This is a genomic window from Hathewaya massiliensis, assembly GCF_902143515.1.
GTDB classification, from domain to species: domain Bacteria; phylum Bacillota; class Clostridia; order Clostridiales; family Clostridiaceae; genus Hathewaya; species Hathewaya massiliensis.
The window spans coordinates 220,831-240,985 of record NZ_CABFVD010000003.1 but is presented as its reverse complement, the minus strand read 5'-3'; the positions used below and the strand labels follow the sequence as shown (position 1 = coordinate 240,985).

The following is a 20,155-nucleotide window of genomic DNA, read 5'->3' as shown; positions in this document are numbered from 1 at the left end:
AGTGTACCCTTTGTAAAGGACATTTTAAAACTCCTTTTATACATGGTTTTATTCATAGCAAATTAATAAATATTGTTTTTTAAACATATACGTTGTTACCTGTTATTCTATACTATGGAGTTATTAAAGTATAGACATCAATTTTTTCGGTTATTTTTAAAAATATCTTTTACTTAAATAATAAAAGATTTAGTACATATTACTTATTTTTTTTATTATCTCATCATATACCTTGTCTATCTCTTTAAAGTCCATATTAGGAATGTAGTATTTCTCAATATCATCATGTAATTTCTTAGCCTCTGTTAATATAGAAAGCCCCTTATTTAAAAGAGTATAGAAACAATCCTTAGCATTTATAATTTTTTCATTAGAACAATTTATAATATTATAATCTAAATAGTTCTCCATATAAATCTGATGACCTTTATATAAATTTTGATTTATTTCATTAGAACTTATTATAGCTAAGTTTAAAGCAGGAATATACAAATGCTCAATTTTTGTAGGTGAAATTGGGTTATGCATCACTTCAACATTAAAACCTCTTTTTAATGCTTCATCTCTAAGGTATTCTAAAATTTCACTTTTACCTGTTCCAGGTGGACCATTTAGAACATAAGTACTTTCGCAATTATCTATTAGCTCATCAAGAAAAGTTACAACACCTTTAGGGGTAAAAGCTGTTATAAATAAGTTTCTGGAAGTACCTAAGGAAGAAATAGGTTGTTTAAATATCCTATTTTTTAAATCTTCCCTTAAAAAATTAAATTTATTAAGGTCTAAGGCTTCTTTATTCATTTCACTCCAATCATCATGAATAATTTTAGCAGCAGCAAAATATTTATAGGCTCTTTTAAAGGTCTTAGAAATTGATTTTTGTATATTTAAAATTTGTTCTTTATTTTGCCTTATGCCTGCTTCATCCCAAAACTCTCCTAAATTAATTATTTCGTCTATAGCACCAGGAGCTCTAGGATCTGTAATATGTGGTGCTGTTGCGTCTAAAATAGCAACCTTTAAGTCCTTTATTAAAATACAATCTAAAGAATCACTATCTGAAGAACAATGATAAAACTCTACATCATGTCCTAAATTTTTATAGTATTCTCCTAGTTTTTTCATAAGTGAAGATTTTCCTGTACCTGGACCACCCTTTAAGCATATAATTTTATTTGCTTTTTCTAGGGGAATTACCTCTGAAAAAAAGGAGTAAAACCCTAAGGGGGTATTACCACCTAAAAAGAAACGTTTATTTCTCATATTCAAAAAAAATCACACTCCATAAATTTGTATCACTAACATTATATTTGTGCAATTTTAAATTGTTTACTATATTTTAAATATATTATTAAAAAGGAGCTGTTGCACTAGAAATAAATGATACAATATACTGTGTTAACTTTAAATTTGTAAAACAGTATATTGTATGTAAATTTCTTAATGCGACAGCCCTAAGATACACCTAGAAAATCTTGATCTACAGTTATAATAGCATTAAAATTTGGATGATGTTTTTTAATATCCTCATTTATTTCATTTATAAGTTTATTTTCATTTTCTATAGTAAAATCTTTATCATAATCAATTACCACATCGAATATAATGTTTTTATTTTCACCCTCGCCAACCACTCTAAAATCATGTATAGATTTAACAATATTATATTCTTTTAATATATCTTTTATAAATTTTTTAGTTTTTTCAACTTCCTTACAGTTTGTGTTAATAGGATCCATGTGGATAACTAAAAGTATTCCTAAATCAAGAGAAATCTCTCTTTCAGCCCTGTCTATTACCTCATGAATGCGAACAATATCAGAGTCGGCAGGAACTTCAGCATGAATAGAGGCAATACATCTTCCAGGACCATAGTTATGAATTATCAAATCGTGAGTTCCAGTTATGCCTTCATATTTTAAAAGAGAATTTTTAATATCCTCAACAAGTTCAGGATCAGGAGATTCACCAAGTAGAGGATCTAAGGTTTCCTTTATTAAGGATATACCTGAATAAATTATAAACAGAGAAACCACAATGCCAATGTACCCATCTATAGGGTAAGGGAATATTTTTGAGCTTATAAGAGAAAAAGCAACTACACTAGAAGTTATAACATCCGCAAAAGAATCCTTGGAAGAAGCTTTAAGTGTATTAGAATTTATAGAATCACTTAAAGATTTATAAAAATAACCAAGCCAAATTTTCATTAATATAGAAAACACCATAAGCATGAAAACTACAGCATTAAATTTAATTTCTACAGGATTAGTTATTCTTGAAAAAGAACTTTTAGTAAACTCCACACCTACAAGTAGTACAAAAAAAGATACAATTAAGGCTGAAATATACTCTATTCTTCCATGACCAAAAGGATGTTCCTTATCTGCAGGTTTACTTGCAAGTTTAAAGCCAAATATAGTAATCAAAGAAGAAGCAGAATCGGATAAGTTGTTAAATGCATCTGCAGTAATAGCTATACTTTTAGTAAAAATACCTACAAAAAATTTAATTGCAAATAATAAAATATTAACTATAACACCTACAACTCCAGCTAGATATCCATAAGATTTTCTAACCTGCCTATCTTCTACTTTATCATAATTCTTTATGAATCTTTTTATTAAAATTTTAGAAAACATAGTGTTCACCTTTCTTTTTTAGTAGTAACTATACAAATTATAGTATTAATATAGGTAAATTAATATATAAGTTTAACTTTTATTATAACATAAATCTATCTTTATGAAGAGAAAAAATAAAAGTTTATAAAATTTTTATGGATTAATTGGTTGTAATTGTGATTTTGTTATATATATTGTATAATATTGAATGTAATAGATGTAAAAGGAATATTAAAGTATGGGTTTTTCAGGAGAAATGCATTTTATGATTCCTTTTGGATTTGTAGTTGTATTATTTAAATATGTAATTGTAGATTTTAAAAAATATAATTTATTTAAATACTTTATTTTAGGTAGTGCACTATATACAGGAATTAAGATATGTTTACTAAAATATTTTCACTATCATAAAGATTTTGTTGTAATGTCTATAATTTTATTTATTTTATATTTAGTATTTAGTTATTTTAAGATTTATAGAAAAATTAGAAAGTTAAAAGATGATAATGAACTTGATAGAGAATTATTGAATGCATATCCTACAACAGGATATATAATAGGGGCTTTGTTATTTTCTTATCCTTTTTTTATAAGAATATTAAACTTATCTTATTTATATAGGGGAGAAATTAAAAATTTTTACTTGCTATTAATTGAATATTTGCTATCTAGTATAATAATAATATTTACATCAATCTTAGGAGAAAAAAATATAAAGAGACCATAGATAGAACATATTTAAAATAAAAATTTTCAAATGAGGTATTATGAATGATAAAAGAATTAATTTATTTTGATTATTTGGACAAAAGATCTAAGAAAATAAACTTAATAAAGTCTTTTATAACTATTTTATTAATAGTTTTTATATTGTCTTTTTTTATATTAATAGATGTAAAAAGTAATGCTTATATGGCTATTGTAGTTCATTTAAGTAGTTATTTAACTGCTATATTACAGGTAATGCTTCATTCGGAAATAAAGGAAATTAAGTATGACCCTGCAATAGTATTTTTGAAAAAAGAAAGGCATAACTATATTAAAACAAAATTGCAATTAAAAGTGGTTAAGGTAATACTATTAGTACTTGTTCCAATGTTATTCCCTTTAATAATTTATTCAAAGGGAAATATGTCATTTATAACAGTGAGTATATTAAGTATACTTAATTTTTATTTTTTCAACATTGTATTAGCAGTTTCAATTAAGTATTTTAGTTTTATGTACTGTAGAAATATATTATACGGACTTATATACATAATAGAAATAGTGGCACTAGCTATTGCTACTATTAATTTAGAAATATTTTTATCAAGAGAAATATTAATTGGAATCATAAAAAAAGGAGGTGAAATTTTTAATTTTTACTCAGAGTCATATATTATGATTTTGAGCATTTCACTTCTAATAGAAATAATATTATATGTAATAACATTAAGATTGGTTAAAAATAGCTTACATGTAATTTCAAGTAGTCCTAATAGATATAAAAGTATTGAAAAAAGTTTTTCAGGAAGAATATTGAATTTTAAGATTAATAATTTTTATTGGAAAATTTTATTCAAGGATTTAAGCGCTTTCATAAGGAAAAAAAGTATTGGTTTTTATTTAGTAATACTAGCACAAGTTATTAGCTATACTTTTTATTATTTTACTATTTTAAAAGAGAATCCTATAAGATTTATAGATAAATTTTATTTTGTAGCAGTTTTTTATGTTGTTTGTTGTTTTGTTTCTATATTTCTTATTGCCATAGCTGCATTTACAAATCTTAAAATGTTAAAAATCAATGATGATGTGGAGATTTTTAGAAGATTTAAAGTTAAGGCAGATATTTTAAAATTAATTGAGGTAAAATCTAAAGTTTTATTTTTAATGGCTACAATTCCTATATTTGGACTAATATTTACTAATTTAGTTTTAAAGTTTAATTTAAATGGTTTACTACAAACTCTTTGCATTTTATTTTTACTTTTATCATCAATTAGATACTGGTGTTTGATAATTGTAGATATTAATAATTTTAAGAGGGAGGAACTGAGAGGCGTAATTTTTATGGTGGTAACTATAATTAGCATTAAACTCATGGTAGAGATAGCTTTTTTAAATAAATTTACAAATGTAGGGGATTTAGTTTTAAAATATTCCGCTGTAGTTTTACTAAATACAATAGCATATTATGCAAACTTAATATTAATTAGATTTCAAGAAAGGAGCTTAAAAATTGATTAAAATAAAAAATCTAAAATTCGCTTATGATGGGGAAAATAATATATTTCAGGATTTGTCTTTTGATATTAAACCAGGGTATGTATACTCTTTATTAGGTATAAATGGTGCTGGTAAGACTACACTATTAAAGCTTATGAATGGAGATTTACACTCAAATATTGATTTAAGTAGTTATGAAGATGAAATATTATATATTCATGATGAAATGAAGTTCTACGAATATTTGACAGGATATGAATTTATAAATTTTATCTTAAGTTTAAAGAAAATGCAAATAGATGAATCTAAATATAATATGATTGTAGACAAACTTTTAATGAAGGAAAAAATAAAAGAACCAATTTCTAATTATTCCTTTGGAATGAAACATAAACTGGTTCTTATTATGTCATTTTTATTGAATTATAGATATATACTTTTGGATGAACCCTTTACTTCATTAGATGCCATTGCCTCAGATGCCATGATTAATGTAGCAAGAGAGTATACAAAGGCAGGAAATACAATTGTTATTTCTACACATATGTTAGATATTGCACAGGAAATAAGTGATAAGATATTGTTGCTACAAAATGGCAAAATTCAAGAGTTTGATAATAATTTTAAGAGTAGCAGTGAAATTAAAAAAATAATATTAAGTTAAAAGTATACGATTAAGGATATAATATGTAATTAGAAAAATTTTTATCAATTAAGGTAGGGCCTCTTCAGGTCTATAGAATTATAATTAAAAATAAGAATATAAAACGGCAAAAAGCTTGCAATGTAAAGTGCAAGCTTTTAATTTGACATTTAAAAATATGTATAATATAATAGGAAACAAATGTTGCGCAACACTTGTTGCGTTTGGGGGAGGAAATATGCCACCTAAGGTAAAGATAAATAGAGATATGGTAGTTTATGCAGGCTTTGAACTGATTCGAGAACAGGGAATTGACTATTTAAATGCGAGAAGCCTGGCAGATAGGTTGAATTGTTCAGTAAAACCATTGTTTAGATTATATGAAAATATGGATGCTTGTAAAGCTGATATCATGACGGAAATTGTTAATTTTTATAATGAGTTTATGGAGAAGCGTATAAATCCAGAGGATCAGCTATTAACAATTAGTCTAGCATATATAGAAATGGCACAAACTGAACGTAATTTATTTCAAGCAATGTTTGTATCAAATGCAAATGCAGCCTGGAGTATTAAAGATGTATTACAAGCTGAATGGAACCAAGGGGTTATTAAACAGACAATGATTAGGTATAACATTTCTAGAATATGTGCAAAAAATATATTTCGTGATACTTGGCTGTATACACATGGAGTTGCAACACAAATATATGGAAATGCTATAGTGTTATCCACTGAAGAGGTAAAGGAATTAATAACACATGCGATTAAGTGTTTTTTAAAGGGGGAATCTTAAAATGGAAGAAAAAGATGTAGAATATATGGAGGGGCTTAAGGCGTGGCTTGAAGATACAAAGGATACAAAATTGGAGGAAATGGATAAGTTTTTTGAATTACGAGTTGGGGATTATGAAGAACATATGTCTCCATGGAAAGAATGCTATGAATGGATGGCAGAGCTTATACCAGAAGGTACAAAGGAATTGTTGGATATTGGATGCGGAACGGGGTTAGAATTAGACCGTATTTTTCAGAAGTTTCCCCATATAAAAGTAACAGGTATTGATTTGGCAGAGTCTATGTTAAATAAGCTTAAAAGAAAGCATATAGATAAGAATATTAAATTGATTTGTAAAGACTATTTTGTTGAACCCTTTGGAAAGGAATGTTTTGATGTAGCACTATCCTTTCAAACCTTACACCATTTTAGACCAGAAAAGAAAATTATAATTTTCCAAAAATTATATGATAGTTTAAGAAATGGCGGATCTTATATTGAATGTGATTATATTGCAAGAACGCAGGAACAAGAGGAATTATTATTTGCTGAGTGTAATCGTAGAAGAAAGCGAGATAATATTCCAGAAGATGTATTTGTACATTTTGACACACCTTTAACCCTAGAACATGAGATTAATTTAATGAAACAAGCAGGATTTGAAAAAGTTGAGTTTATGGGATACAGAGGGGAAGATCATACACCTATGATTGTTGCCACTAAAAAGTTAGTAAATGCTAATGAATAAGCAAAATCTGTGATTATATAGTATGTATTATTAAAGTTTATTGTATTACATAAATCTATAAAGGGTTTTTAAAATTCATTGTAGAATATAAGTATAGTAGGTTATTTTGTATATTTACGAAATATCTAGTATACTTTATTTATATTATATTTTAAAATAACAAGATAAATACTTTTTTGATTAAAGAGTATTTATTGTTAAATAGAGTTTTAGGGGAGGTAGTATTATGAATAAAATGGAATTCGCACAAAATCTTGTGGATTTTCTTTATGAAAGTCCTTCAGCTTTTCATGCTACAGAAAATGTTAAAAACATCTTATTAAACTCTGGGTTTAAGCAGTTAAAAGAAGAGGAAAAATGGAACCTTGAAAAGGGTGGTAAATATTTCACAACAAAAAATGGTTCTGCTTTAGTTGCATTTGTTGTAGGCACAGGTGAAATAGAGGAATCAGGTTTTAAATTAGTTGGGGCACATACAGATTCTCCAGGATTTAGAGTTAAACCTTCACCAGAGATGGTGGTTGAAGATACTTATGTTAGATTAAATACAGAGGTTTATGGTGGTCCTATTTTAAATACATGGATGGATAGACCTTTAGCTATAGCAGGAAGGGTAGTTTTAAAAGGAGAAGAAATATTATATCCAGAAATAAAACTAGTTAATATAAATAAACCTATTTTAATCATACCAAATGTTTGTATTCACATGAATAGAGACTTAAATAAGGGAATAGAACTAAATAAGCAAAAGGATACGCTTCCTCTACTTTCTTTAGTTAATGAAGAGTTAGAAAAAGGAAACTATCTATTAAATTTAGTTGCAAAAGAATTAGGTGTGTCAAAAGAAGAAATATTAGACTTTGATCTTTTCTTATATGAATATGAAAAAGGCTGCATCATGGGATTAAACAATGAGTTTATATCTGCATCAAGACTAGATGACCTTCAAATGGTTCATGCTGGAATTAATGCACTTAAGGATTCAAAGGCTTCAAAGGGCACAAATGTAATGGTTTGCTTTGATAATGAGGAAATTGGTTCCCTAACAAAGCAAGGAGCAGATTCTGATATGCTTGCAAATGTTTTAGAGAGAATAGTAATATCTTCTGGAAAATCTAGAGAAGATTATTTTAGAGCTCTTGCAAAATCTTATATTATTTCAGCGGACAATGCTCATGCAGTACATCCAAATAGTCCAGAAAAACATGATCCTACAAATAGACCTTATATAAATAAAGGACCAGTAATTAAAATAAATGCTAATCAAAGCTATACTACAGATGCAGAATCAGATGTGGTATATGAATTAATTTGTAAACAATCACAGGTTCCTTATCAAAAATTTGTAAATCGTTCTGATGAAAGAGGAGGATCTACTATAGGGCCTATATCTTCAGCACATATAAATATTCGTTCAGTAGATATAGGAAATCCAACTCTAGCAATGCACTCCATAAGAGAACTTGCAGGGGTAGATGACCATACTTATGTATATAAATCTTTCGTAGAATTCTATTCTATATAATTTAATTTATTGTAAGTAAAACCATGTATGAGATGGGAATTTATTCTCTATCTATACATGGTTTTTCTATTTTAGATATTCATTATTTTACCATAAGAACACTTGAAAAATATAAAACAGTAATAAGTTTTATAAACTTTGGCAATAATATATTAAGCATAAGTATAATTTTACTAAAGAGGTGGAGGAGTATGAGTTTGTTCTTATATGGTGAAATTTTAATATTAGTTATAGCTATTTTTATTTTAGGGATATTAGTTTTTAAATATAAAGATTATAAGGAAGAAGACATAGCAGATTCTATAGATTTCGTATCTGCAGGTAATGGGAAAAACTTAGAGGAACATGCTGAAAGTATTTCACATGAAAACTCTAAGATTAAACAAAATGTTTCAAGAAAAAATCTTATTAAAAGTTTAGATTCTAGTTTTAATACAATAGTTAGTACATACAATTTTATGGAAAAGGAATCCAGAGAAAATAAAAATATAATATCATCAGCAGAATGGTTATTAGATAATTTATATTTAATAGAAAAAGAATATAAGGGCATAAAGGAAGCTATGCCTAGAAGTTACTATAAAGAGTTACCTCTTATGGAAAAAGGCATAATGAAAGGATATCCAAGGGTATACCATTTAGCAATTCAAATTGTATCTCATACAGAGGGACAAATTGATGAAACTACAATTAAAAGATTTATTAAGTCTTATGAAAAACATACGGTGTTATCCATGGCAGAACTATGGGCAATGCCAATTATGATAAGAATTGCTCTAATACAAAATATAAGTAGAATTTGTGATAAAATTTCTTTTATACAAGGGGAAAGAGATAAAGCAGAGTTTTTTGGAGATATGTTTATAAATGCTTTTAATGAAGAGAGATTAAATGAGGAAATAAGCAAATTATATAAGTTACAAGTAGATTTTAATCCATTCTTTGCTGAGAGACTATTAAAGTTATTAAGGGATAACAGTGTTGATAATGGAGAAATTTACAATTGGATAGAGGAAAAATTAGAGGAATCAGAAACTACTTTTGAACATATCGTATCTAATGCCCATAAGAAAGAGTCTTACTATGAAATGAGCATTGGAAATAGCATTAACAGCGTAAGAAAAATGGAATCATTAAGTTGGGAAGATAATTTTGAAGAACTATGTAAGGTAAATGAAATTTTAGATAAAGATCCTATTGGGGTATATTCAACCATGGATTTTAAATCTAGGGATTACTATAGGCATGAAATACAAAAAATATCTAAAAACACAGGAAAAAGTGAATTAACTGTAGCTAAAAAAGCCTTAGAATGTGCTAAGAATCCTAATGGTAAAGAGGGATATTTAAAACATATAGGTTATTATATCTTTGATGAAGGTAAAAAGGAACTTATAGATAAACTAGGTAATGAGGCAAAATCAAATTCTAAAATAGGATTTAAACCACTAGAACATAGGGTTAGGGTTTATTTATGTACTTTAACAGTCTTAACCATAGCAATTATAGGAGTATTTTTAAAAGTAAGTTATGATAGTGACTTTAATTTTAAGCTTTGGAAATATATTTTAGCATTTTTAGTTTTAATTATTCCATGTAGTGAAATAGTTATTTCTATATTTAATTGGAGTGCTACAAAACTTGCTCCCATAAGGTTTATACCTAAACTAGAATTATCAGAGGGTATAACAGAAGAAAATAGTACTATAGTTATAGTGCCTACCTTAATAAATAATGTTAAAAGAGCACGAGAATTAGTATCAGAACTAGAAGTATATTATCTATCAAATAAAGAGAAAAATCTTTATTTCGCTATTTTAGGAGATTTTAAAGATAGTAAAACTGAAATTGAAGAGGAAGATAAAAACATTGTAGAAGCTACCTTAAGTGAAATAAAAAATTTAAACAAAAAATATGGATTTAAAAATGGAGAAGAGAGGTTTTTCTTCTTTTGTAGGTATAGGCAATTTAATAGTTCAGAAGGATATTATTTAGGATGGGAAAGAAAACGTGGTAAAATAGTAGAATTTAATTTGCTTTTAAGAGGAGAGGAAAATACTAGCTATAATGTAATTAGCAGCGATATAAAAAACCTTAAAAAAGCTAAATATATCATAACTCTAGATGCAGATACTATACTTCCAAAAGATAGTGCTAGGAAGCTTATAGGTGCTATGGAACACCCTTTAAACAAAGCTTATTTAACAGAGGATGGAAAAACTGTTTTAAGAGGATATGGGCTTATGCAGCCTAGGGTAAGTGTTAGTATTGAAAGTTCTAACAAGACCTTGTTTTCTAAAATTTTATCTGGAGAAACAGGTATAGACACATATAGTACTGCTGTATCTGATGTATATCAAGATCTATTTGGAGAGGGTATTTTTACAGGAAAGGGCATTTACAATATAGATGTATTTAATTCAACTTTAAAAGATGAAATACCAGAAAACTTAGTCTTAAGTCATGACCTTTTAGAGGGCTCGTATATGAGAACTGCCTTAGTAAGTGATATAGAGCTTATAGATTCATATCCTGCATACTATAATTCTAGTTCTAAAAGATTAGGTAGATGGGTAAGAGGAGATTGGCAGTTATTAAGTTGGATTACAAATAAGAGGATAAATCTTTTAAGTAGATGGAAGATAGTAGATAACTTAAGAAGAAGTATGTTAGCGCCTTTTTTAATATTAATTATTATATTAGGGTTATTAAATATACTTCCAGATGGTATAGATAAATGGTTTATGGTGACTTTTTTAACATTAACTATTCCAATAATATTTGATGTAACGGAAAGTATAGTGTCACCTATGAAAGGACTTAGCCTTTCAGGAAGAGTAAAAAATCATAAAATGGCAACAAATCAATTTTTCCTAATATTTGCCTTTCTTCCTCATAAGGCAATAGTTATGGTGGAATCTATATTAAGAACAATATATAGACTTTTTATAAGTAAAAAGAATTTATTACAATGGCAAACTGCTGCTGATGTAGAAAAGACTGTAGGAAGAGAGTTAAGTGACTTTATTAAGTTTATGTGGGGCGGTAGCTTAATTTCAGCTTTAATTCTGTTTTTATCTTTTAATAAGTCTAGTTATATTGGCATAATTATGTTCATACCATGTGCTATTTGGTTTCTAAGTCCACTTATAGCATACTATGTGAGTCTTCCTTGTTACGATAAAACTACATTTATAAAAAAAGATGAAGCCTTAATTTTAAGAAGACTTGCTAGAGAGACCTGGGCTTATTTTGAGGACTTTGTAAATGAAGAGAACAATTGGCTAGGTCCAGATAACTATCAAGAAGATCCTCCTAATGGTCTTGCAACTAGAACTTCACCTACAAACATAGGTATGGCTCTAAGTTCCAATATAGTTGCATTAGATATGGGATATATAGGACTATTAGAAGCTTTAGAGAGATTAGATAATATAGTGTTATCTATGAATACTTTAGAAAGTTATAAAGGCCACTTTTATAACTGGTACAATACAGTGACAAAGGAACCCCTGTATCCAAGGTTTATATCCACAGTTGACAGTGGGAATTTAGTTGGATACCTGTGGTTATGTGGAAAAACTTTAAATGAAAAGTTGAATAGTCCTTATTTTAATAAGTGCATAAAGAAAGGATTAAATGATACTTTAAATTTAAGCAAAAAAGAAATAAAAGAAATTTTAGGAAAAGAAAATAAAATTCAAAATATAAACCTTAATGAAGAAACAGAACTAGATATAATAGCCTTTAGGAAAACTCTTATGTATATATTAGAAAATTTAAATAAGGCCTTTGAAAATGCAGGAAGTAAATCACTTTATTGGAGCAATAAAGTGAAAAAGGATATTCAAGCTTATATAAGAGAAATAGATGAGGTATTCCCTTGGGTAAAAATAATTGAAGAAGAAGAAATCAGTGAACCAATAAAATTAAGATTAATATCCGTAAGTTCAAAAATTAAGTTAAAAGATATTCAAGAGGAACTATATTCTATAGAGGAAGATTTATTAGAGATAAATCCTAAGTTAAACATTATAGATGCAGTAAAAAGTAGTAGGGTTTATATAGCTTCCATTATAGATAGGATAAAAACTGTAGGGGAAGAACTAGATAAAATAGCATATAACACTGACTTTAAATTTCTATACTCTAAAAAGAGAAAGTTATTTTCTATTGGTTTTGATATGGGAAATAAGACTTTAAATAATAGCTATTATGATCTATTGGCATCAGAATCAAGGCAGGCTAGTTTTGTTGCTATAGCTAAGGGAGATGTTCCAAAGGAACATTGGTTTAAGCTTGGAAGAAGTATGACTTTAATGGGAAGAAACAAAGGCTTGGTTTCATGGAGTGGTACTATGTTTGAATATTTTATGCCACTATTAATAATGAAGACTTATCCTGATACTTTGCTTAATAATACCTATAATTCTGTTTTATATGGGCAAAGAAAATATGCAAAGCATAGAGGAGTTCCTTTTGGAATTTCAGAATCAGCTTTTTATAACTTTGATATAAATAAGAATTATCAATATAAGGCTTTTGGAGTTCCTGGAATAGGTCTTAAAAGAGGGCTTATAAATGAACTAGTAATATCTCCTTATTCCACAGTTTTAGCCCTTCAAAAGGATTTAAAAAATTCTTTAATTAATATTAAAGGGCTTATAAAAGAAGGCATGGAAGGTGTTTATGGTTTTTACGAAGCTATAGATTACACAAAATATAATTCAAATAAAAATAATAAAAATCAAATAGTAAAATGTTTTATGATACACCATCAAGGTATGAGTTTAATGGCTATTGACAATGTATTAAATTACAATATATTACAAGAAAGATTTCACAGTATTCCTATAATAAAATCCATAGAAATTTTACTTCAGGAAAAAGTACCCAATAAAATTGTATATGACAGAGAATATAAATTTGATTTGAAAGAGACTAAATTTAAAAAGCAAAGGATTATTGAAAGAAAATACACAAAGGGTAACACCATAATTCCAGAAGTGCAACTTTTATCTAATGGAAATCTATCCCTTATGATATCTAACAGTGGTAGTGGATATACAAAATTTAAGGATACCTTTTTATATAGATGGAGGGCAGATGTTACTGAGGATAATACAGGTCTATATGTATATATAAAAGATAGTAAAACAAAGGAATACTGGAGTGCTACTTATTCACCTACTATGGAGGAAGGCCAGGATTATGAAGTAAGCTTTTCCATAGATAAAGCTGAATTCAAAAAAAACTATAAAAATATATTAAGTAAAACAGAGGTAATAGTTTCTAGTGAAGATGATGTAGAAATAAGAAAAATTACACTAGAAAATTTAGGAGAAGAAGAAAGAGAAATTGAACTAATAAGTTATGGAGAAGTTGTATTAGCAGATTATGATGGAGATTTAGTTCATCAAGCCTTTAGCAATCTCTTTATAACTACAGAATTTGTAAATAATCCGCTAGCTCTTATTTGCAAAAGAAGACCAAGGGCAAAGGGAAAAACTACTCCTTATTTAGTGCATACACTAGCTACAAATGCAAAAATAATAGAGGATATAGAGTATGAAACTGCAAGGGTAGACTTTATTGGAAGAGGTGGAAATAAGAAAGAACCTCAGGCATTAAATAAAGAAAACTTGGAGAATTCTAAAGGGGTAGTATTAGATCCTATAATAAGTTTAAAAGCAAAAGTATCAATACCAAAAGGTGAGAAAATAGAATTAGCATTTATTACTGCATACAGTGATAATAGGGATGAAGTCTTATATTTAGCTAGAAAATATGGTGATATGACAGTTGTAAATAGACAGTATAATCTAACCCTTAATGCAGCACAAACAGAGATGAGATATTTAGGTATTAAATCTCCTCAAGCTAATTTATATCAAGATATGGCATCAAGAATACTTTATTTATCTCCACTTATGAAAAAAAGAGAAGAGTATATAAAAAACATAATAAAAAATCAAAGTTCACTATGGTCCTATGGAATTTCAGGTGATGTTCCAATAGTGTTACTTCTTATAAAGGAAGAAAAAAATATAGATAAATTAATTCAAATCATAAGTGCTCATGAATATTGGAACTTAAAAGGGCTAAAAGTTGATCTTGTAATTATAAATGAAGAGGAAAATAGTTACCATAACCCAGTAAAAAGAACTATTATGGACATTATATATTCAGGGTATGGAAGAGATAAGCTAAATAAAAGTGGAGGAATCTTTGTATTAAACAAAGAAAATATGAATTTAGAAGATTTAGAGTTATTTAAGGCACTGGCTCGTATTGTAATAGATGGTGAAGGAGATCTCATTAAAAATCAAATTCATATAAATAAATATGGCGAATTAAGTGAAAATAATAGACATAAGCATAAGGAGCATAGTGGGGAAAAATTAAACCCTCCAACTATGGATTTCTATAATGGATATGGTGGTTTTTCTAAGGATGGAAGTGAATATATAATTCATCTTAAAGAAGAACAAAATACTCCTGCACCTTGGATTAATGTTATATCCAATCCTAAGTTTGGTTTTCATATCTCTGAAAGCGGAAGTGCTTATACTTGGAGTGAAAACAGTAGGGAAAATAAAATAACTAATTGGAATAATGATTGGGTAAGTGACCATCCTTCAGAAGTATTATATCTTAAGGATGAAGAGTCAGGAGACTTTTGGAGCATTACTCCAAAGCCTATAAGAGGTGAAGGAGATTATTTAATTACTCATGGATTCGGTTATTCTAAGTTTTCTCATACTGCCTTTAATATAGAAGGGGAAGAGAAGATGTTTCTTCCAATGGAGGAAAGCTTAAAATTTATAAAAGTAAGACTTAAAAATAAGGAAAAGAAAAAGAGAACCTTAAGTTTAACTTATTATGCACATTTAGTCATGGGTGTTGTACCAGCTTATACATCAGATAAAATAGCTACTTTTTATCATTCCGAAGGATTTTTATATGCTAAAAATCCTTATAGTATGCATTTTAACGAAAGCTATGCCTTTTTAAAAACTATAGGAGTAGATAATTTAAGCTATACTGGTTGTAGAGCAGAGTTTATAGGTAGAATGAGAGATACGGAAAATCCAGCAGGTCTTTATAAGAAAGAACTATCTAATACTGTAGGAGCAGGTATGGATCCATGCTTTGCTATGAAAGGTGAAATAACTCTAGAACCAGGAGAAGAGAGAGAATTAGTGGTTTTATTTGGAGAAGAGAAGAGCCTTGAGAGAGTAGAAGCATTAGTAAATAAATATAGCTCTATGGAAAGTATAGATAAGGAATTTGAAAAAACCTTAAAATATTGGAAGGAAACTCTAGGAGCTATAAAGGTAAATACTCCTGAGAAGTCTATGGATATCCTAGTTAATGGATGGTTAATGTATCAAACCATAGCATGTAGGCTTTGGGCTAGAACTGCCTTTTATCAATCTGGAGGTGCCTTTGGATTTAGAGATCAGCTTCAGGACGTTATGCCTATAGCATATTTAAATCCTAAAATTACAAGGGATCAAATACTCCATAGTGCTTCAAGACAGTTTATAGAAGGGGATGTTCAACACTGGTGGCATCCTGGAGTAGATAGTGGTATTAGAACCAGATTTTCAGATGACTTATTATGGTTACCCTATGTTACCTTAGATTATATTAAAAACACAGGAGACTACTCTATACTAGAGGAGGAAGCAACATATCTTTATGATGAGCCTTTAAGAGAGGGCGAAGATGAGAGATATACTATATCTAAAGTTGCAGATAAGAAAGAATCTATTTATGATCACTGTATAAAAGCCATAGAAAAAGGTTTAAACTTTGGTGCGCACAATATACCTTTAATGGGCAGTGGAGACTGGAATGATGGAATGAGTACAGTTGGTAATAAGGGTAAGGGCGAAAGTGTATGGCTTGGTTGGTTTTTATATTCCATATTAAAGGATTTTATAAAAATCTGTAGATATAAAAATGATATTGAAAGAGCAGAAAAATATGAAGAGTCAAAAGAGTTTATAAAGGAAAATATAAATAAAAATGCATGGGATGGAGAATGGTATAGAAGAGCTTACTTTGATGATGGTACTCCATTAGGATCAAAAGAAAATAAGGAGTGCAAAATTGACTCCCTATCACAATCTTGGTCTGTAATTTCTGATGGTGGAGAGAAGGAAAAAGTAGAAAAGGCAATAGAGTCCTTAGAAAAATATCTAATAAAAGAAGAAGAAGGATTGATACTTTTATTAACACCACCTTTTTATAGTTCAGATTTAGAACCAGGTTATATAAAAGGATATGTAAGAGGTGTTAGGGAAAATGGAGGGCAATATACCCATGCCTCCACCTGGGTCATATTAGCTATGTGCAAACTAAAAAAACAAGAAAATGCCCTTAAATTATTTAATATGATTAATCCTATAAAGCATACAGATAGTAAGGAAAAATGCGAAATTTACAAGACAGAACCCTTTGTAATGACAGCAGATGTTTACGGTGTAGAACCTCATATAGGCAGAGGAGGTTGGAGCTGGTATACTGGAACCTCATCTTGGATGTATAGAGTTGCCATAGAAGGCATCTTAGGATTAAAATTACTTGAGAAAAAAGGCTTTACCATAGACCCATGTATTCCAAAACAGTGGAATGAATATGAAATTATATATAAAAAAGATAAAACCTTATATAAAATTAAGGTTTTAAGGGGAGAGGAAAAAGGAATATTAATGGATGGAGTTCCTTTAAAAGAAAATATTATACCTTATAGTAATGACTCTAAGGAACATATAATAGAGGTTACAATCTAAAAAATAAAAACTGTCTTAGGCAAAATAGCTTAAGACAGTTTTTTAATAAGAAAAAATTTAGTATTTCATATTAGGATCTTGGTGATTCTTTTCTTTAAGGGGTTTTTCTTTAGTTTCTTTAAATTCTACACCAGCTAAATCGTGAAGTTCATCATGTTCTACATCACCATAAGTGTAGTCAAATTCTTGATAGGCTATGTTATTTACTGCAATTCTATCTGTAACATTATCAGGAAGCAAAGTATAATCTTTTTTGGGTGAATATGACTTTACTTCCTTTTGTGGTGCTTCCATGAAATCTCTCTTTTCAGGACCATAAGATAAATTTTCTTTAGAATTTTTCATAATATCCCTCCTTCTTTTAATAACTAGAATTAGTATTCCACGTAAACAATTAAATTATCAATAAGGATAAACAGAGTGTGTACTTTATTTAATATTTTATCAATAGTTATTATTAATTAATAATAATACTTGAAAATTTAAAACTTATATGATATAATTTATTTAAAGATAAACCTTATATGAAAACATATAATATACTCTAGAATTTATATGTTTAGTATAAAACCATTGTGTTAACTAGTTATAATAAATAGAATTATGTTAAATTTCTAAAAATTATTTAATGTAAACTTACAATAAAGACATTTTTAATGTACAATTTATATAAGAGAATATATATATTTAGTAAGGGAGGAATTTAAATGACAAAATTACATGAAGTTTATAAATGTGGAGTCTGTGGAAATATAGTTGAGGTTATGCATGGTGCTGGAGGCGAATTAGTTTGCTGTGGAAAGCCAATGACTTTAAAAAGTGAATTAGAAAAAGATGGTGCAGGAGAAAAGCACGTACCAGTAGTTGAAAAAATAGAAGGCGGAATTAAAGTAACTGTAGGAGAAGTTGAACATCCAATGGGCGAAGAGCACCATATCGAATGGATAGAAGCTCATACAGCAAATAAAGTTTATAGAAAATATTTAAAAGCAGGTGAAAAACCAGAAGCTATATTCTTAATTGAAGAAGAAGTTATACTAGTAAGAGAATATTGTAATCTACACGGATTATGGGCTTCAAAATAGAAATATAAACATATAAAAAAGCAATAATAATTTCTGACTTTAAAGGAGGGCTAGGCTCTCCTTATTTTTGTGCGCCCAGCATGACCATAATCTATTCCGTGAAAGTCCTATAGGGTGTGATATTTTAGGCCTGTTAAGAGTTATTCACCCCCTTGACAATATTATTAAAAAGGCATATTATATATTAAATAAAATTATTAAAAGATATATAAATTCTGTGAAGAGAAGAGTAGGTCTAAAAACAGATTTACAGAGAGTCATAGAGGGTGAGAGTATGGCAGTTATGATTAGACTAAAGTGGGACTCCGAGAATATAAAGTGAAAATATAGTAGCTTTATACGTTAGCTTTACGTTATAAAAGTATTAGGTTTTATATTAATGAGGAGAATAATATTTTAAATTTATTATTCTTAAAATTAGGTGGCACCACGTAAAAATTACGTCCTATGGTTTTATACCATAGGGCTTTTTAATATTCAAAAATATTAATCTTACTTCAATAAGCTTGGAGAACCAGAACAATGGTTATGGCATAAGACATTATTACATAATTTAAGGAGTGTGTTTAAAATGGAAGAAAAGAAAAAGGTAATATTCAGTGGAATACAACCTTCAGGAAATTTAACCTTAGGAAATTATTTAGGAGCTATAAAAAACTGGGTTAAATTACAAGAGGAATATGACTGTTATTATTGTGTGGTTGATTTACATGCTATAACAGTAAAACAAGAACCAAAGGATTTAAGAAGAAGAACCTTAGAAGTTCTAGCAACATATATAGCATCAGGTATAGACCCAGAAAAAAATACTATATTTATTCAATCACATGTATCAACTCATGCAGAGGCAGCTTGGTTATTAAATTGCAACACTTATATAGGTGAATTATTTAGAATGACACAGTATAAGGATAAATCTCAGCGTTATGGAGAATCAGTTAGTGCAGGATTATTAACTTATCCCGTATTAATGGCAGCTGATATATTACTATATAATGCAGACTTAGTGCCAGTAGGAAAAGATCAAAAACAACATTTAGAGTTAACAAGAGACTTAGCTCAAAGATTTAACAACTTATATAGTCCAACATTTACAATTCCAGAGCCATATATATCAGACTCAGGAGCTAAAATCATGGATCTTCAAGAACCAACTAAAAAAATGTCAAAGTCTGCTGAGAATCCTAATTCATATATACTTATAATGGATCCACCAGAGGTTATAAGGAAGAAAATAAATCGTGCTGTTACAGATAGTATTGGAAAAGTAAAATATACAGAAGAACAACTTGGAGTTAAAAATTTGATTACAATTTTAAGTGTAATAACAGGTATGACCATAGAAGAAATTGAAGAAAAGTATAAAGACTTAGGCTATGCTGAATTTAAAAATGACGTAGCAGAAGCTATAATCAGCGAACTAGAACCAATTCAAAATAAAATAAAAGAACTTTTAGAAGATAAAAAATACCTAGAAGAAATTTATAAAAAAGGTGCTGAAAAAGCAACTTATGTATCTAGAAAGATTTTAAGAAAAATGCAAAAGAAAATGGGATTTATTCCTGTGGCTAAGTAATTAAAGACCTTTCTAAACATAATAAAAATTTTGTTCAAATAAAAAGTTTTTCAAAAGCCGTAGGTTGGAGTATAAAAAATATTCACCAACCTATGGCTTTATATATTTCCACCTAGAAATATATACAATTATAATTAGATATATTTATAAATTTTTAAAATTTA

At 28.4% G+C, this 20,155-nt stretch carries 12 protein-coding genes and 1 other annotated feature; of the genes, 9 read left to right on the top strand and 3 right to left on the bottom strand.

What is annotated here, in order from left to right; genetic code table 11:
* Positions 1-189: 189 nt before the first annotated feature.
* Positions 190-1,263, bottom strand: a complete 1,074-nt coding sequence (locus FNZ64_RS08200; protein ID WP_423244942.1) for a PRK06851 family protein — start codon at positions 1,261-1,263, stop codon at positions 190-192.
* 191 nt (positions 1,264-1,454) lie between these two features.
* Positions 1,455-2,642: a cation diffusion facilitator family transporter gene (locus tag FNZ64_RS08195; RefSeq protein ID WP_142414308.1), complete on the bottom strand. Its 1,188-nt coding sequence runs from the start codon at positions 2,640-2,642 to the stop codon at positions 1,455-1,457.
* 220 nt (positions 2,643-2,862) lie between these two features.
* Here FNZ64_RS08195 and FNZ64_RS08190 point away from each other — a divergent pair, with 220 nt between their 5' ends.
* The 7 genes from FNZ64_RS08190 to FNZ64_RS08160 all read left to right on the top strand — a co-directional run bounded on the left by FNZ64_RS08190 (position 2,863) and on the right by FNZ64_RS08160 (position 17,330).
* A complete protein-coding gene (locus FNZ64_RS08190; protein WP_142414307.1) occupies positions 2,863-3,351 on the top strand; it encodes a hypothetical protein in 489 nt (162 codons plus the stop codon).
* Between the two features lie 44 nt (positions 3,352-3,395).
* Positions 3,396-4,856: a hypothetical protein gene (locus FNZ64_RS08185; RefSeq protein WP_142414306.1), complete on the top strand. Its 1,461-nt coding sequence runs from the start codon at positions 3,396-3,398 to the stop codon at positions 4,854-4,856.
* Positions 4,849-5,499 carry an ATP-binding cassette domain-containing protein gene (locus FNZ64_RS08180; protein ID WP_142414305.1) on the top strand — a complete coding sequence of 217 codons (651 nt, stop codon included), beginning with the start codon at positions 4,849-4,851 and terminating at the stop codon, positions 5,497-5,499. The genes FNZ64_RS08185 and FNZ64_RS08180 overlap by 8 nt, the downstream gene beginning before the upstream one ends.
* A 217-nt stretch (positions 5,500-5,716) precedes the next feature.
* A complete protein-coding gene (locus FNZ64_RS08175; RefSeq protein ID WP_185903721.1) occupies positions 5,717-6,274 on the top strand; it encodes a TetR/AcrR family transcriptional regulator in 558 nt (185 codons plus the stop codon).
* 1 nt (position 6,275) lies between these two features.
* Positions 6,276-7,004, top strand: coding sequence for a class I SAM-dependent methyltransferase (locus FNZ64_RS08170; protein WP_185903720.1), 729 nt, complete (start codon positions 6,276-6,278; stop codon positions 7,002-7,004).
* 223 nt (positions 7,005-7,227) lie between these two features.
* Complete coding sequence (locus tag FNZ64_RS08165) at positions 7,228-8,529, top strand: M18 family aminopeptidase (protein ID WP_142414303.1); 1,302 nt, start codon at positions 7,228-7,230, stop codon at positions 8,527-8,529.
* Between the two features lie 191 nt (positions 8,530-8,720).
* Positions 8,721-17,330 carry a glycoside hydrolase family 94 protein gene (locus FNZ64_RS08160; RefSeq protein WP_142414302.1) on the top strand — a complete coding sequence of 2,870 codons (8,610 nt, stop codon included), beginning with the start codon at positions 8,721-8,723 and terminating at the stop codon, positions 17,328-17,330.
* A gap of 57 nt (positions 17,331-17,387) precedes the next feature.
* Here the strand turns inward: FNZ64_RS08160 and FNZ64_RS08155 are convergent, their stop codons facing one another.
* Entirely contained in the window at positions 17,388-17,675 is a 288-nt protein-coding gene (locus FNZ64_RS08155) for a hypothetical protein (protein ID WP_142414301.1), read from the bottom strand.
* A 362-nt stretch (positions 17,676-18,037) separates the two neighbouring features.
* Here FNZ64_RS08155 and FNZ64_RS08150 point away from each other — a divergent pair, with 362 nt between their 5' ends.
* Together FNZ64_RS08150 and trpS are read left to right on the top strand one after the other, a co-directional pair.
* Positions 18,038-18,415, top strand: a complete 378-nt coding sequence (locus FNZ64_RS08150) for a desulfoferrodoxin (protein WP_142414300.1) — start codon at positions 18,038-18,040, stop codon at positions 18,413-18,415.
* Positions 18,416-18,623: 208 nt separating this feature from the next.
* Positions 18,624-18,866: a binding site (T-box leader), on the top strand.
* 120 nt (positions 18,867-18,986) lie between these two features.
* Complete coding sequence (gene trpS / locus FNZ64_RS08145; protein ID WP_142414299.1) at positions 18,987-19,991, top strand: tryptophan--tRNA ligase; 1,005 nt, start codon at positions 18,987-18,989, stop codon at positions 19,989-19,991.
* Positions 19,992-20,155 lie beyond the last annotated feature (164 nt).

Coding starts and splice junctions, on each gene's coding strand:
- FNZ64_RS08170 (WP_185903720.1), top strand. CDS start 6,276: ATGGAAGAAAAAGATGTAGAATATATGGAGGGGCTTAAGGCGTGGCTT.
- FNZ64_RS08150 (WP_142414300.1), top strand. CDS start 18,038: ATGACAAAATTACATGAAGTTTATAAATGTGGAGTCTGTGGAAATATA.
- FNZ64_RS08175 (WP_185903721.1), top strand. CDS start 5,717: ATGCCACCTAAGGTAAAGATAAATAGAGATATGGTAGTTTATGCAGGC.
- FNZ64_RS08190 (WP_142414307.1), top strand. CDS start 2,863: ATGGGTTTTTCAGGAGAAATGCATTTTATGATTCCTTTTGGATTTGTA.
- FNZ64_RS08195 (WP_142414308.1), bottom strand. CDS start 2,642: ATGTTTTCTAAAATTTTAATAAAAAGATTCATAAAGAATTATGATAAA.
- FNZ64_RS08200 (WP_423244942.1), bottom strand. CDS start 1,263: ATGAGAAATAAACGTTTCTTTTTAGGTGGTAATACCCCCTTAGGGTTT.
- FNZ64_RS08160 (WP_142414302.1), top strand. CDS start 8,721: ATGAGTTTGTTCTTATATGGTGAAATTTTAATATTAGTTATAGCTATT.
- trpS (WP_142414299.1), top strand. CDS start 18,987: ATGGAAGAAAAGAAAAAGGTAATATTCAGTGGAATACAACCTTCAGGA.
- FNZ64_RS08185 (WP_142414306.1), top strand. CDS start 3,396: ATGATAAAAGAATTAATTTATTTTGATTATTTGGACAAAAGATCTAAG.
- FNZ64_RS08155 (WP_142414301.1), bottom strand. CDS start 17,675: ATGAAAAATTCTAAAGAAAATTTATCTTATGGTCCTGAAAAGAGAGAT.